The sequence below is a fragment of the Mesorhizobium sp. M8A.F.Ca.ET.218.01.1.1 genome, from assembly GCF_004791165.1.
Taxonomy (GTDB): Bacteria; Pseudomonadota; Alphaproteobacteria; order Rhizobiales; family Rhizobiaceae; genus Mesorhizobium.
This window is the reverse complement of sequence record NZ_SRUZ01000004.1, coordinates 259998-274401: the sequence shown is the minus strand read 5'-3', so window position 1 is coordinate 274401 and position 14404 is coordinate 259998. Positions and strand designations below refer to the sequence as shown.

10 protein-coding genes are annotated in these 14404 nt (G+C 64.8%); 2 read left to right on the top strand and 8 right to left on the bottom strand.

Features of this window, described 5'->3' with window-relative positions:
* Positions 1-119 precede the first annotated feature (119 nt).
* On the top strand, positions 120-605 hold the full coding sequence (locus tag EN861_RS35495; protein ID WP_189343662.1) for a hypothetical protein: 486 nt from the start codon (positions 120-122) through the stop codon (positions 603-605).
* Between the two features lie 824 nt (positions 606-1429).
* Here EN861_RS35495 and EN861_RS17345 read toward each other — a convergent pair.
* The 3 genes from EN861_RS17345 to EN861_RS35850 all read right to left on the bottom strand — a co-directional run bounded on the left by EN861_RS17345 (position 1430) and on the right by EN861_RS35850 (position 2922).
* Positions 1430-1744, bottom strand: coding sequence for a hypothetical protein (locus tag EN861_RS17345; protein ID WP_135864576.1), 315 nt, complete (start codon positions 1742-1744; stop codon positions 1430-1432).
* A 96-nt stretch (positions 1745-1840) separates the two neighbouring features.
* Positions 1841-2131 (bottom strand): hypothetical protein, encoded by a 291-nt coding sequence (locus tag EN861_RS17340; protein ID WP_135864574.1) that lies wholly within the window; start codon positions 2129-2131, stop codon positions 1841-1843.
* Positions 2128-2922 (bottom strand): phage tail tip lysozyme, encoded by a 795-nt coding sequence (locus EN861_RS35850; RefSeq protein ID WP_135864572.1) that lies wholly within the window; start codon positions 2920-2922, stop codon positions 2128-2130. Before EN861_RS35850 ends, EN861_RS17340 begins: the two co-directional genes overlap by 4 nt.
* A 182-nt stretch (positions 2923-3104) precedes the next feature.
* On the opposite strand from EN861_RS35850, the gene EN861_RS17330 reads away from it, so the two are divergent.
* Complete coding sequence (locus tag EN861_RS17330; protein ID WP_189343661.1) at positions 3105-3929, top strand: methyltransferase domain-containing protein; 825 nt, start codon at positions 3105-3107, stop codon at positions 3927-3929.
* Here EN861_RS17330 and EN861_RS17325 read toward each other — a convergent pair.
* Genes EN861_RS17325 through EN861_RS17305 form a run of 5 tightly spaced genes read right to left on the bottom strand, consistent with a single transcriptional unit; the run spans position 3926 to position 14351 of the window.
* Entirely contained in the window at positions 3926-6379 is a 2454-nt protein-coding gene (locus EN861_RS17325) for a hypothetical protein (protein WP_135864568.1), read from the bottom strand. The two genes, EN861_RS17330 and EN861_RS17325, sit on opposite strands and share 4 nt — an antisense overlap.
* Before the next feature lie 57 nt (positions 6380-6436).
* The gene (locus tag EN861_RS17320; RefSeq protein ID WP_135864567.1) at positions 6437-8974 is read right to left on the bottom strand and encodes a hypothetical protein; all 2538 of its coding nucleotides are present in this window, start codon (positions 8972-8974) and stop codon (positions 6437-6439) included.
* Positions 8974-9252, bottom strand: a complete 279-nt coding sequence (locus EN861_RS17315; protein WP_135864565.1) for a hypothetical protein — start codon at positions 9250-9252, stop codon at positions 8974-8976. The genes EN861_RS17320 and EN861_RS17315 overlap by 1 nt, the downstream gene beginning before the upstream one ends.
* 3 nt (positions 9253-9255) lie before the next feature.
* The gene (locus EN861_RS17310) at positions 9256-11496 is read right to left on the bottom strand and encodes a hypothetical protein (protein ID WP_135864563.1); all 2241 of its coding nucleotides are present in this window, start codon (positions 11494-11496) and stop codon (positions 9256-9258) included.
* Positions 11496-14351 (bottom strand): phage tail tip lysozyme, encoded by a 2856-nt coding sequence (locus tag EN861_RS17305; RefSeq protein WP_135864561.1) that lies wholly within the window; start codon positions 14349-14351, stop codon positions 11496-11498. The genes EN861_RS17310 and EN861_RS17305 overlap by 1 nt, the downstream gene beginning before the upstream one ends.
* Positions 14352-14404 lie beyond the last annotated feature (53 nt).

Genomic DNA, 14404 nt, shown 5'->3' with positions numbered 1-14404 from the left:
TTCCTGAATCATTGGAAGATGCGTCGAATGATCGATCCGTCCCCTGTTTGATTCGACCAGCCGCCCTATTTCCTGTCGGTAATGCCGGCCTGCGCTTACCGCAGCCGAAGGAGGTCCAGATGCAGCAACCCAGGGATATCGCAGCCCGGCGCCTGAGCATGATCGTCGAACAATATGTCGAGGCCAGAAAACGGCACTTTGGCTTTGTGTCGACGGACCAGGCTGCCCGAGTGATCCGCAGAACCCTGAAACCCGATCCTTCGGAGCCAGCACTTTCCGATCACGAACTTGACGACATGGTCGCCGCCCTCGCCGTGAAGAACGGCCTGGCCGTCATCTTCGACCGGGGTGTGCGGGGACCGGCCGACGGCGCCGAGGCCGAGCTGAACAGAAAGGAACCGATCATGCGAGCACCGACGGACACCCCGGATGTTGCCGGCGCGGTGGATGCCATCCTGAGCGGTCGTACCGCCCAGCTTTCGATGAGCGCGGTGATCTCCCTGCTGCGCGAACGAACCGGCACCAAGCGATCCGACGCGGATCTGGAAGGACTGATTGCCAAGAAGGCTGCCGTTCTGGATGTGCACCTGTCACGGAGCGTCTAAGGGGTCACTGCTCGTCGGGGCGTCGTCATCATAACGAAACCCCGTCACCCTAAGTCGGTTGATCGTCAGGACCACACGGCCAAGCTCGTCGCTTATAGCGCAAGTCCAGTCCTTGACCGCGATCACCTTCTTTCCGGCCATATGCCTCCGGGGGCTTTACGCGATCTGAAGCCGGTTCACGGAACCTTCGCCGGATATTACAACCAGCCGTGCAACGGCAAACGCGGCCAGAATTATGAAAAACGCCGTGATGTTCAAGAACATCGTTGCCGCAAAGATGCTCGCGCTTTGGTCATAGCAGCTTGCGAATTCCATGACGCTTTACCCCCTTCAAACCTGTTGCATCATGATCCTGCTTCAGAAGAAATTCAAGCAGATGCTAAAATACATGGACGGGGTTCAAATGCGCGACAGCCAATTGCTTGTCCCCCAGCGACTAGTGCAAGGCTGCACGGGGCGCTGACGGTCACAATGCCGTACGCCGTGGCCCCTCAGTCCCTGGTTAATGAAAAACCCGCCACAGGAGCGACCTGCGACGGGCTTTTGGAGTGGCTACATCCCTGAAGGAATCGACCGCTTGTAGTTTTATTGTGAACTGTGTGATCGCGTTAGCCTATGGTGTGATCGCGGAAAGCCTTGGGCCTGCCCGCCTCAAATTTGCGAATACCGAGCGGACACAGATTTACGGATACTGAGACCAGATGCATTTGGTGAGCGCGATGGGATTCGAACCCATGACCTACTGATTAAAAGTTCGTGATTAAACAAACAAAATCAATATGTTATAAAATAGGCCTTTCGATTTCTCGCACGATCGCGTCGGATCATGACCGGCCGCGCGGCGTCGGCCTGGGCTGCAAAGTGGTCAGCACCTGGTCGAGCCGGCGGTTGATTTCGCGGGTTCCCTCGCGGCCTTCCTCGCGCAGTTCCTTCACGTTGGTTTCGATGCGCACCATGTGGCTGTCGAGGTCGACGCGCCGCACATATTCGTCGCGCACGCGGTTGATGCGCTCGTGCAGCGCATCATCGCCTTTCTGGATCTTGTCGCCGGTTGTGCGGTGCGAGGCGACGATCGCCACGATGATGCCGACGATCGTGCCGGCAATGCCGATCAGCGCCGCAAGGTCGGACCCGGTCATCAGATCGCCTTCCAGCAGCCTTGCGCCACGCCATAGCGCCTGGTTGAAACGACCCAGCGCGACAAAGGTTCTTCCTCGGCCGCCAGGCGTGCCGGGCTATTGGGCTTTGGCGGTGGCGTCCAGCCCGCGCAGTTGCTCGCACTCGTCGCGCAACCCGCCAAGCTCAATGCACAGATCAACCCTGCCAAGACTGTCAGTTTCATTGTCGATCCCCGTTCGTTTCTCGTAAGCCTTGACCGTGTCCTGCAGCTGCTCGACGCGGCCGGCGGCGCGGCCGCTGGAATAGGCCCAGGCGTAGAGCCCGCCCAGTAGCGAGCCGGCAAGGAGAAGCGCCCCCAGCGCCTTCCCTGCCGGCGACAGCGCCGCCTTGAGCAGTGCCGCGATCATCCCTCGATGCTCGTGCGCAGATCCCGCACCGCCTGGGCGAGCTGGGCGCGCCTGGCGATGCCGTAGATCCCGAACGCCACGATCAGGCCGATGATGACCAGCTGCACCCGGAAATCGAGCCCGCCGAACGCGGCCAGCGGCGCGCCGAGAATGGTCAGCAGCCAGGTCCAGAAGGTCTTGGTCCTGGTCACCGGCTTGTGCAGCTCGCCGGGGTCGACCACGACCGGCTTTTGCACCACCACAGGTTCGGTCACAGGCGGGGCGCTGGGAGGCGCTTGCGGGGCAGGCGCGGGCTGCGGATCCGCCGGAGCCTGCTCTTGCGTGCTGGCGGGCCTGCCTGCGGCGCGCAAGGCCCAATCCGGCAGAGACGGAGCGCCGCCCGCCTGGTGCCAGGCATCGAGCGCGACGGCCGCCCACTGGTTGCGGCTCTCGTAGTGCTTCACCCCGGCCGCCTCATAGGCCAGCTCGAAGGCCTTGACCTTGGCATTCAGCGTGCGCGCCGCCTGCAGCTTGCCGATCGCCGCGCGGTACGGGCCTTTCAGCTCGGAGAACAGGAAACCGTAGTTCGCCTGGTCGCTGGTGCCTGGCAGGCCGGCGCGCTGGCAATAGGCCTCATAGCTGCGCCGGCGCGGGCCGGTCCACTGCGGCCAGCCATAGCCGCCGCGCGAGGAAGGCACGGTCGGCTTGGCTTCCTGCAGCGAGGCGAAGCCGCCGCTTTCATGGCCGAGATTGCCGAGGATTGCGGCGGAATCGTCCAGCCCGATTTTGAAGTCCCTGATCAGCAGCGCCATGATCCACGGCGCCTTCGAACGAAACAGATCCTGTGCCTTGCCCTTGCTTGCCATCGTGGCCCACCTTTGTTGTTGGTGAGCCGGAGGCTAAGGCTGTTGGTGAATCGTCAATTGCGCTGGAAGAGTAGCGAGCTATGGTCTAGGCATTCGGCACTGTTCTACTTTTGGGAGGCACAAAAAAAGTGTGGCACGCTGGTCTGACCTCGATCCTTTCCCATTTTCCATTTCCGGCATGGGCTTTCCTGTCGGCCTCACCAAGTCCCTTAGCCGCGACCTTTAAAAACAAGCGCGATTTTGCGTCTGTCCCAAATGCCGTTACTTCCGTCCTTGAGATCGGCCCTTTCAACAATCCTTGCGTGCGAGGGGAAAACGTAAGCTACTTCGATGTCATGACCACCGAGCAGCTGCGCGCGCGCGCCATGCAGGTCGGATACGATCCTTCAACCGTTCCCCACATTCGCTACGTCTCACCGGTTGGCGACCTTGGCATAGTGGCGGATCAGTTCGACGCCGTCGTGAGTTGCCACTGTATCGAGCACCAGCCCGACTTGATCGCCCATTTCAGACAGGTTCACCGCATACTGCGGCCGGGCGGCAAGTACTTCCTCGACATACCGGACAAGCGCTATTGCTGCGATCACTTCCTGACCGAAAGCAGCCTGCATTCGATCATCGAGGCCAAGGGAGACACAAGGCACCCGCTGACGAAAGTCATTGAGCATCGAGCCTTTACCACCCACAGCGAAGCCTGGCGCCACTGGGCTGGCGATCACGCAAGCCCCAGTTATTTCGATGCCATCATTCCGTTTGCCGCCAAAGCGTTGAAAGAATACCAGGATGCCCAGGGCGGGTATATCGATGTGCATCGCTGGCAATTCACGCCGGCGAGTTTTCGCGACATCGTTGTAGGCCTGCGGCAGAAAGGGGAGCTTGCTTTCAATGTCGTGGAAGTCAACGACACGGCCCCTGGCGACCTGGAATTCACGGCCGTGCTGGAAGCCGCCTAGATCATTTCCACAGTCAGCTGTGCGTCGCCCGCAAGCACGTCGGAGTTGCTGCCCGAGGCTTGCCCGGCCAGTGCGATCGTGAGCGTGCCGCTGGCCGTCACCTCGACCTCGGCGGATACCGAATGCGAGACGGTGGCGCTGACCGCTTGAGCCGTACGCTCGACCCAGCTGGAACGGTTGCCGCCAAACGCCGCCGTGGCCGATCCCGATTTTGCCAGGATGGTCAGGAAGTCGCCGGCCGTGCCTCCCTTCGTCGTGTTGATCATGCCGGTCACAAGGTAGCGCTCACCCTTGTTGACGTTGAGCGACGGCGTCGTAACGACGGTCGTCTGTGCCGCCGTGACGGTGATGGCGTTGTTCCCGGCAGAGAAGATCTTGCGACCATCGCCGATGCGCCGGTTGGCGTTCGAGGATGTGTCCAGATATTCGGCCACTGTGGCGCCGGTGAACGCACCATTCTGGCGGATATTGCGCGTCTCGCAATTGGCCGCCGTGCCAGAAATAGCCACGGTGCGCGATGGCTTGTCATGCGTGATGTCGTCGATCGTGCACGAGTCCGAATTGACAATCTGCACGCCATCCCACTCGCCGTTGACCACGGCGCTGGTGGAGGCATTATTGATCAGAGTGAGGTCGCGGACCTTGGAGTAATGGCAACCGTCAAGTTTCACACCCACAGTTGCCAGCGTTGCTGTCTGATACTTGTAGATCAGCATGTCGAGAATTTTCGCCTGTGGAGCGTTCTGCATGTCCACGCCGAACTCAAAGCAGTTGATATGACCGCCCTCGATCCGCACCCACGGGCGCTGTGAGGTGTAGCGCACCTTGACGCCGGCCAGGACGCCCACCATCACCGGTTCGGTGACCAGTAAGCCTTCAACTTCGCCCGACGCAGACACACCTTCCTGCGCATGATCGACCCGCGCCTGCATGATGCGAATATCGCTGGGGATCGCGCCTACCGAGCCAACGACGCGGATCCCATAGCGCATCTTGTTGAAGCTGCGAAAATCGGTGAAACCGGTATCCCGGCGGCCCGTCACGGAAGGGCGAACGATTTCAGGCCGGTGAACGTCCGTCAGCACGATGCCATCCTGCCAGCCATGGGACGTCAGAACCTCGCCGCGAATGTCAGGATCGATGATCCGGCACCGCGGCTGGTTTCGGTTGTTGGTGCTGTCGACTGTCCCGTAGGTGAGCTTGAGCGCCGCCCCGGTTTCCTGCCCGATCGTCGTGAGTGTCGGCGACGTGATGTGTGTGGCGTGCTCGAAATTATCCTGCGATATCACCAGGCCATCGGTCGCGCCGGTGCCGAATACAATACGACCGGTGCCGAAGTTTGCCGCCAAGATAAAATCCATGTTCGAGGCGGACAGCGTCCCATTGCAGTAGAAGCCAGGCCCGTTCGAAATAACCATCGGCAGGCCGGTCAGCTTGGCAATGTCGATCATGCGTTGCAACGCGACCACGTTGTCTGTGCTGGTGCCGGCGACGCCGGTCCAGTCAGAGACGCCGCCGAACATGCCGGGGTTAAGGTAGTCCGTCTGCCGCACCCAAGCGCCGACCGTCGCCGCGACGCTGTCGGCTTTCAGGAACATCCCTTCCACAGTATCGGCGGCAATCTGCGCCGAGAAGTCGCCAAGCGTCCAGACGAACTGCCCGCTGCGCCGCGCCTCCGTAAGCAGCACCGATAGGCCGGCTTGCGGCACCAGCGCCTTGATCAGCGCCCGCGTCGACAGCGAGCCATTGAGCCGGAGGGCTACCCACGCCTCGGCAAAGGTCGCAAGTGCAAGCACGCTCGCCCACAACGCGGCAAAGCCGGGAATAAGCGATTGCAGCACCTGGGCGGCAGTGCGGGAAATCCAGTTGGTGTCGGCACCGTTGCGCTGCAGGAAGGTGTCGGCGCCCGGCCCGGGCGGCAGACCCACGGATGCGACCGTTGCGGCATCCGGCGTCATCGGCACCAGATCGCCGCCGGCATTGAACGCCGGTACCTGCCCTGCCAGACCGCCGACGATCGTGATCGGATCGGCGCCCACATTCACCCGCACCGCCCGGTCGACATCCCTGCGCAATTCGCTCTGCGCGCTGGCCTGCTTGGACAGTTCCTTTTCCAGCTCGGCTGCCACCAGCACGCCGGCCTTGGTCACCGCCACGCTGCGCTCGGCCGTGCGGCGCGCCTGGTGGTACCAGCTGGTCGAGGCCGGCACGGCCGCGCCGAAGGTCACCGAGAACGTATCGTAGGCGGCGGCCGGATTGGTCTTGGCGATCGTGCAACTCGCCGTCACATCGGTGTAAACCGTTTCGCCGGTCGCCTTGGCCCACACCGTCACGTCGGCGGTGTCGAAGATCTTGTAGAGCGAAGGCCCGAACGGGCCGACCGTGCCATTGCCAACGGCAACGGCCGATTCGCGCTTCTCACGCGGCAGAATGTAGGGGGTCGCGGCCATGGCAAATCCTCATGAAATGAGGCTGCAGCATGGCTTGCGCGCGCGCGCGTCAATTGCTCACTGCGGCGTGTATCGACCGGGCTTGACGAAATACGGCGTGCCGTTCTTTTTGGCGAGGCCGATCTTGGCCTTGAAGCTCTTGTCGGCCTCGGGGTCGAGCAGCCATTGCAGATTGTCGAGCACCAGGCGGTTATACGCGCCGCGCGTCGCCCAATGCGAAGCGAGGAAAGGCGTGTAGCGGCCGAGGTAGCGCACCGCGTTGCGGCCGACATTGGCCTTCTCGCCTGATGCCACGGCCTGCAGATTGCCGACCGTCAGCCCCAGCGTGTCGGACAGGAACGCCGGCACCGGACCGGCCAGCGCTTCAGTCATCGTCTGGCCGAAGCGGTTTTCGCCGGCCTTGACGAAATCGCCGAACAGGCCGAAGCCGCCACCCTGCAGGCCGGCGCGGATCCAGAAACTGCGGTTGGTCGCCGGGTTCATGTCTTCCGGTTTCTTGCCATCGAGCAGGCTCTTGAGCTGCATGTAGAACGCGCCTCCAAGCGTCAGCGGCACGGCCATGGCGGCGAAATAGGCCAGGCCGGAGCGCCGGCCCTTGCCGCCGCCGCGCAAGGCCGCCATTTCGCCGATCGCCTCGAGCTGCAGCGCTGTGAAGGAAAGGCCAAAGCTCTTGTACTGCAGGAAGTAATCCAGCAGCTCGCCGCCCAGCGTGCCGCGCTCTGCCTTGCCGGTGATCAGTGAGCGGGCGTTCGGCGTGCCTGCTGGCACCGACCGTTCCGACCAGCTGGTGATCACTTCCGAAAGTTTCTCGGCCGCCGCCCGGTGAGCCAGCGCCTTGGCCTCGGCCATGTGCGCCGGAGACTGCAGTGCGCCGCCCGCCATGTCGAGATAGGTCACCGCGCCGCCATTCAGCTCGATCTGGCGCTGGGTGACGAAGCCGGCCGGGTCGGCCGACTGGCGCCAGATTTCCCAATGGTCTGATGTAACGCCGAAACCTTCCAGCGCGGTGCGAAAACGCGGGTCGAGCTGGGCGAAATTCTTGTCGGCCATGTCGGCAATGTGCTGTTGCCAGGCGCGCGCCTCGACCAGCTTGCGGCCGACCGTCAGCGGCTGCAGCCCCGACCAGGTCACGCCGCGATCGGCAATCCAGCGCGACCACTCGGCGCCGACGGCCGGGCCGGCAAAGCGCAATTCATCCTGCATCACGTGCAGGTAATCTTCCCAGATGATGCCCGATCGGTAGATCTCGCGCCGGCTCTGCCCCGAAATCTGCTGCAGCATCTTGCCCATGGTCACGGTCACCGGCAGGCCGGCCAGCTTGCGCGAAGCGCGCGCGACGAAAGGATCGGTGCCGGCGGCAAGGAACACCGTGCTGCCCAGCTGCGTGCCGGTCAGCGCGTTCTTGAGGCTGGAGGAAAAATTTGCAAGGCCGCTCGCCACTTCGCCCCGGCCGCGCATGTTCTGCCACAGGCTGTCGATGCGGTATTCGGCCACCTTGGCCTGACTGTTCTTGAACACCCTGGCCTCGGCGGCGAGGTTCGGCAGGCCGGCTTCCTTCTTGCCAATCTCGTGGCCGACCACCTGTTTCAGATATTCGACCATGCCGGCCGGGTTCGGCCCGAGAATTTCCATCGAGGCAATGTCGCGGGCCATGCCGTTGACGTGGTTGAAGATCGCCTGCACCACGTCGCCGCGGCCGAATTTCTTGTTGTATTCCGCCCAGCTCGCGGCGTCCTTGAACACAAGGAACCGCTCTTCCTGGCGCTGGGTGGCAATCGCGCCAAGGCCGCGCCGCACCGCTTGCGGCGTCATGTCGGCGCGGCCCTGGCTAACGATGGTCGAATAGACATGGTCAAGCGCAGCGTCGATGCCGGCCGCGCCCACGGGCTGGCCGGTCAGCGGGTTGATGATGCGGTCCGCGTCGAGCAGCGGCCGGATCGCGGCTTTCCAGCCCTCGCGGCCGGCGGCCTTGACAAGCAACCGATCGTGGCTGTGCGGCAGGCCGAAGTTTTCGAGCTTGCCGATCGCGCCGCCGGCGGCGTTGAAGCGCTGGCGCAGGTCCTCGAACACTTGGGACACGGCGCGGGCCAGCTGCTTGGCGGTGGCATCGCCTGACGCCTCGCCGTGCAGTTCCTTCACCAGGTCGCCTTCGATCGCCCGGTTGGCGCGCTTGCCGAGAAATCCCTTGCGCTCGAAGGTCAACATCACTTCGTCTAGGTTCTTCTGCGCGCCTGCGATGATGGCTTCGGTGCGGCCGCGCACGCTCGATGCGCCGCGAAAGCCGTAATGCGAGAGCAGCGCCATCGCGCCTTCGAACACGTTGGCGTTGCCGGCGCGGTCGCGGTAGCCCTGCAGATAGGTCTTGATGCCGATGCGCCGCGCCTCGGTCAGGTCAGCCCGCCGGCGCTTCTCGCGCGCCTCGGCCATCAGCTGCATTTCGAGATCCTTGCGCGCCCGCGCCTTGGCCGCGTCCTCGCTCATGCCGTTGCGATGCTGCGCGAACTTGCTGTCGAACTCATCCGACAGATAGGCCGCCTCTTCCTTGGTGATCGCCTTCTGGTCGACGGCGGAAATCAGGCAGTCTTTCAGGCCCATCAAACTGCCTCATAAGTCGCGTCGAAGATATCAGGCTTGCAAGGGTAAAACTCGCCGGCAACGCCCCTGATGATCCAGTCGCCGGGGGAAGCAACGTGCTTGGCGCGGCGGTCGGCCCCATCTTCTAGCGTCGGGATGGTGATGTCGGTATCGTGGAAAATCCAGCCATCGACATTCGCTTTCTGCTGGGCGAGCCAGTTCATCACTCGGTTGTTGTCACCCTTGCCTAGCCACCGGATGGCTTCGATGACGACGGGCTTCTTGCGATATTTGGCCATGGCTCAATCCTTGCAACTGGCAATGAGGTCGCCGAAAAACTCGGTCCTGTCGGCATCGGCGATCATGGTTTCATGCGTGGCGTGTAAAGTGGTGCCGTCCGCTTCCTTGGCCGCCGGCATGGCGTCCCAGATATCGAGCTGCTTGCGCGATTCCAGATCGAACAGGCCGCCCTCGGGCAAAGCCTTGTCGCCGCCTTTCAACGGCTTGGCGCCCTGCGCTTCGAGCTTTTCCTTGGTCGAAACGGGTTTCACGCCGTCGAGCAGCGTCTGTTCGCCGGCGGCCGTGGCTTCACTGTCGGAGGGTTTGCGAGCTTCCTGCAGCACCAGGGCAGCGGTGTCGGCCGCTTCCGGCGTGGCCGGCTCCGGCGTAGAGCCCGGCTGTCTTAGGCCTTGCGGCTCTTCATTTGCGCCAGCACGCGATAGCTCTTGGCCATGCGCTGCATCTGCGCCGCGTCCTCGGGGTGCGCCGTCGCCGCCCGTTTCTCCAGCCGCTCGGCCAGCGCCAGCGATTGCGCCGCTGTCTTGCCCGGCCTGGTCAAAGAATGGGATGTCTGTGGCATCGATCGGTTCCTCTCCGCGCTCCGAAAGCGCGTCGGCATAATTCCTATAATCCTCATCAAGCGCGCGCTCAAGCGCCGTCACCGCGTCGGTTTCATCGTCCACAAGGGCGGCCGCCCTGGTCAGCACCGAATCGTCAATCTGGTGATCGATGCCGAGTTCATCGGCCGCGCCCTGCACTTCATCGACCACGCGGCGGAATGCGTCCTGCCGCTGCCGGCCGGCCTGGTACTCCTGCCAGTCGAAAATCCGGCCGCCGTCGTTGCGCGGCGAAAACACCGGCTCGCCGCCATGCTCGCGCTCGATCGCGCGCAACAGATCGTCCGGCGTCGAGCGCGCCACGGCCGTGGCCGGGTCGCCATAGAGGTGATCGAAATAGCCGGCTTCGGCCGCCGCCTCGCGGGCGTAGTCAAGGCTCTTGCCGGTCTTGCGCACCAGCGAGCCGCCGCCGGGAACGAATTTGCGCGACAGCCCCAGCGAGGCTATCGCGCCGCCTTCGTCCTTGACTCCTCCGACCGATCGGCTGGCGAGAAACTGCATCAGGCTGACAGGGCGCGGCGGCGCGGCGCCAAACGGAAATTCCGACTGCACGATGCGGTCGGTCGCCTCGGCGCGCAGCTGCGCGTCAGGCCCGTCCGCCTCGCGCAAGGCCTGCGAGGCCAGCCGCTCGGCCTCGCCTGCGTCCATGCCGGCCGGTGGCGGGCCGAAGGCTTCGGCATCGAGGTGCGGTTGTTCGGCCGCCAGCTCGGCCGCACGGGCGCTGTCGGCGTCGAGCTTGACGCCGAGCGCGTCGGCAATCGCCTTGGTGTCGCCTGCCTCTGGCGTGCCCGCAGCGGCCCGCTGCAGCGCTTCCTCGGGCGCGGCCTTGCCCAACAGCCGGAACACGGTGCGCCCGCCTTCCAGCAGGCCGCCCAGGCCGCCGCCGAACAGCGTCGCCAGCCCGACCTGGCCGAGCGAGCCGCCGACGCTGTGTTCCAGCCCGGCGCGTTGCTTCCAGTCCCAGCTGGACGCCTGCACGCCGGCCTCGATGCCGCCATTGACCGCGCCTTCGGTGAACACCGATTCCAGCAAGCGCCAGCCGAACGAGCGCGCCGGCGAGGAAATGCCACCGCCCAGGAACATGGCGCCGATCTGCATGGGGTCGCGGATCGAACCGGCGATGCCGCCGCCCAGATTGGCGCCCAGCTGGCGCAAGCCGCCGACGCCGGCGGCATCCGCCCGCGCGGCCGCCTTGCCGGCCGCCGCTTCCGCCCCGCGCGCGATCGCCGCTGCGTCATCACCGATCGGGCGATCGGCGCCGATGATGTCGGCGAATTGCGGCCGTTCGCGCGCCAGCGCCGTGGCCTTCTCCTGCCAGGCGGCTTCGCTGCGCTGCATTACCGCCCACGGATCGCCGCCGGCGTCGGAGATTCGCGCGCCTTCCTGCAAATCTTCGGTCGAGAAATCGCGGCGCGGGTTCGGCAGTTGCACGCCGGTGGCGTCGAAGATCGCCTTGTTGCGGCGATCGTAGGCCTCGCCAAGCGCCGTATCCTCGGCGTTGGAGTTTTCCTTGTAGCGCTGCAGCTCGCGCGTGGTGTTCCAAAGATCGTCGGCCGCCTGGCGCTGTTCGTCCTCATGCGCCATCGTGTCGGTGAAATTCGGCGCGAAGGTCGGGTTTTCCCCGAATTGCGTCTTGTAGAGGAACATCAGCGAAACGCTCCCGGGACACGCGGCGCCAGCCGGTCGCGCAAGGCGACGATGTCGAGCACGTAGGGCTTGCCGTCGCTGCCCATGATCCATTGCGGGTCGTTGCCGCCGGGATCTCCGACCGCGAAAGCAAAGCCGCCATTGACCGCGACCGGCCGCGCGCCGCGCAACGTCGCTGCCCCGCCCTGCTGGACGCGGACATTGCCGAACCGGCCGGCGGCGATGCCGCCCTTCGGCTGTACCTTCAGCGCGGCAAGATCGTCATCGGTCACCGCGCCAAGCACCTGGTCGAACATGTCGGCGCGGATTTCGTTCGGCACCCACACCTTGGCGCCACTCGAAAACCAGCCGGCGCCGGTGTCGGTAAAGCCGCCATACTGCACGCCGCGATCGTAGACAGCGCCGGCGGCTTCCTGCAGCGCCTGGTCCTGCACGGCAACCGCTTCGTCCGACGTCGGGTCAAGCCCTTCCTCGGTGATGCGCTTGCGCGCGATCGAGGCGGCGGCGCGGCCGATCTGCAACGCGTCTTCCGGCTGGGCGGCCAAGGCCGAGCCGACCACGCCATTGAAGCGCTGCTGCGCGGCGTCGGGCTTCAGGCCCTTCATCTGCTTGCCGTCCGCGCTCTTGCCGTAGCCCGCAATGACATCCTCGGCCGCCCGCTGCGAACCGTTGACGGCAATGATGGCGCCGGCCTCGGCGATCATTGGCGCATCCTTGCCGAACTCGGACAGCACCTGCGGCGCCGAATTGCCGGCGCCGGCGACGATCGCGCCAGCCATGGCGGCGCCCTTGCTCGGGTCGGCCTTGATCGCTTTCGACAGCGCCAGCGCCTCGCCTGATTTGAGATAGCGCGGCGTCACGCCGAGTTCCTTGGCGGCGTCCTCGGCCGACTGCGCCCGCTGGGAGACGATCGAGGCCATGTCGTCGGGCGTCTGCGCGTCGGTCAATGGCGGCGTCGGCGGCACGATGCCCTGCTTTTCGGCGTAGCTGACGCTGTCCGTGGTGATGGCCTTGCGCTTGGCGTCGAGCATCTTTTCAGCAAAGGCCAGCGTGCGCCCCTGCTCGGCGGTGGCATTGTCGCCATACTGCTTGCGCAGGCCGGCGACATGGGCCGTTGCCTGGGCAAGGCTCATGTCGTTGATGGCGCGCGCGGCGGAAATCTTCGAAAACGTCTCCTGCATGATCGCCTTGCCGCCCGGCGTGGCCGACGTGTCGAGCATCATCTGCGACAGCTCGGCCGGGTCGATCTCAAGGCCCTGCTGCAGGCGCAACGCCATCGAATCGCCGCGCTTGCGGAAATCGGTCTCCTGCCGTTTGGCCAGGCTGCGCTTCTGCTTTTCCAACTTGTCGAGGCCGGTCGACAGCGTCGACCAGCCATCGCCGTCCAGCCCGGCAATGCCGCCATCGGCGAAGTCGGCGGTCATTTCCTTTTTCATCGTGGCGATGCCGTCGGCGTCCAGCGTCTCGGCCTGCTTGGCGTAGTAGGACAGCGCCGAATTGCGGCGGCTGACAATCTTGGCCTTCTCGGCGTCGTCGGGCGCCAGAATGCCGCGCCGCACCGCGTCGTCGTAGTGATCGTCAATCGCCGCCTGGTCGGCCGCCACGGCATTGGCGGCGTCGGCGCTGCCGGGGTCGAAGTCGGCCAGCCGGCGCTGCTGGTTGGTTTCCAGCTCGTTGGTGCGATCGATGAACGAGGCGCGGTCCTGCGCTTCCACCTTGCGCGCCAGATTTTCGCGCGCCTGCCCCATGTAGCTGCCGGCCAGGCGGTCGAAGCCCACTTCGTAATCCGCCTGGATCTCGGGAAAGACGTGATCCTTGGCCAGCGCGCCCTTGAGGTCGCCCAGCGCCTGCTGCAGCTTTACTGGATCGTCGCGATACTTCTGGAAAACCTGTTGCGTGGTCGAGCGCATTTCACTGTCGACCATCTGCAGATAGGTCTTGGTGCCGGCCTCATCGAACGCCCGCCCACGAATCGTGTCGGTGCCGGTCGGCCGGAAAGTTCCGCCGCCGATCGTGAATTTGTCCGGCGTCGCCGGCGCCGGATTGGTGGACGCGGCAACGCTCGCCGTGGTGTCGGGCGCCGGCGCTGCGCCACCGGCCGCTGCCACCGCCGTGCCGTAGACCGACCTTGCCGCCGCCAGGCGGTGTTTCCAGCCCAGCGCGCCGGTCGGGTTCTGCGGCGTCCAGCCCTGGGGCCGTTCGAAACCGACAGCCGCGGCGGTCGCTTCCTCGACCGTGCGCGCGGCGGCAAGGCGGCGGCCGGTGCCGGCTTCCGATGTCTTCAGCTCGTGCATGGCGAAGTCGAGCTGGGTTTCGAAATCGTTGACCGGCTTGCCGGCATTGGCGGCGAATGCCTTCAGATTGCGCGCGCGGCGGCCGTTCCACTGGCCAATTCCGATCGAGTGCGACCCGTCGGCGCCGTCATTGCGGTTGATGGCGTCGACGTTGAAATTGCTTTCGGCGGCGAACTGCCCGATCAGGCCCGAGGCGTATTCGTTGGACACGCCGTATTTGCTCATCAGATAGGCCTTGCCGCGCGCCGCAAGTCCCGAGCGTGAACCGCCGGCGGCCTTGGCGCCGGTCTCGCCGACCGAGACTTCGCTGCCGTCGCTGCCGGGCTGGAAATCCGCTGTCGGCCGCCCTGCCAGCGCCGCTTGCTCGCCGGCCATGGCGCCCTGCCGTTCGGCCTGGCGATCGGCGATCTGGCCCGCTTGACCGGCGAGGCGAAACAAGCCCTCGCTGGCGCGCTGCAGCAGGCCGCCTCCCGGCCGCTCGACGGCAAGCAGGCCATCGGCAAGCACGGGTTCGGTGCGGAACGGGCGATAGGAAACCGGCTCGCGTTGACGATTAACCATTGAGGGCCTCCGAAATGGCGGCCGCGACTGCGGCCCGGCTGTCGTCAGCCGCC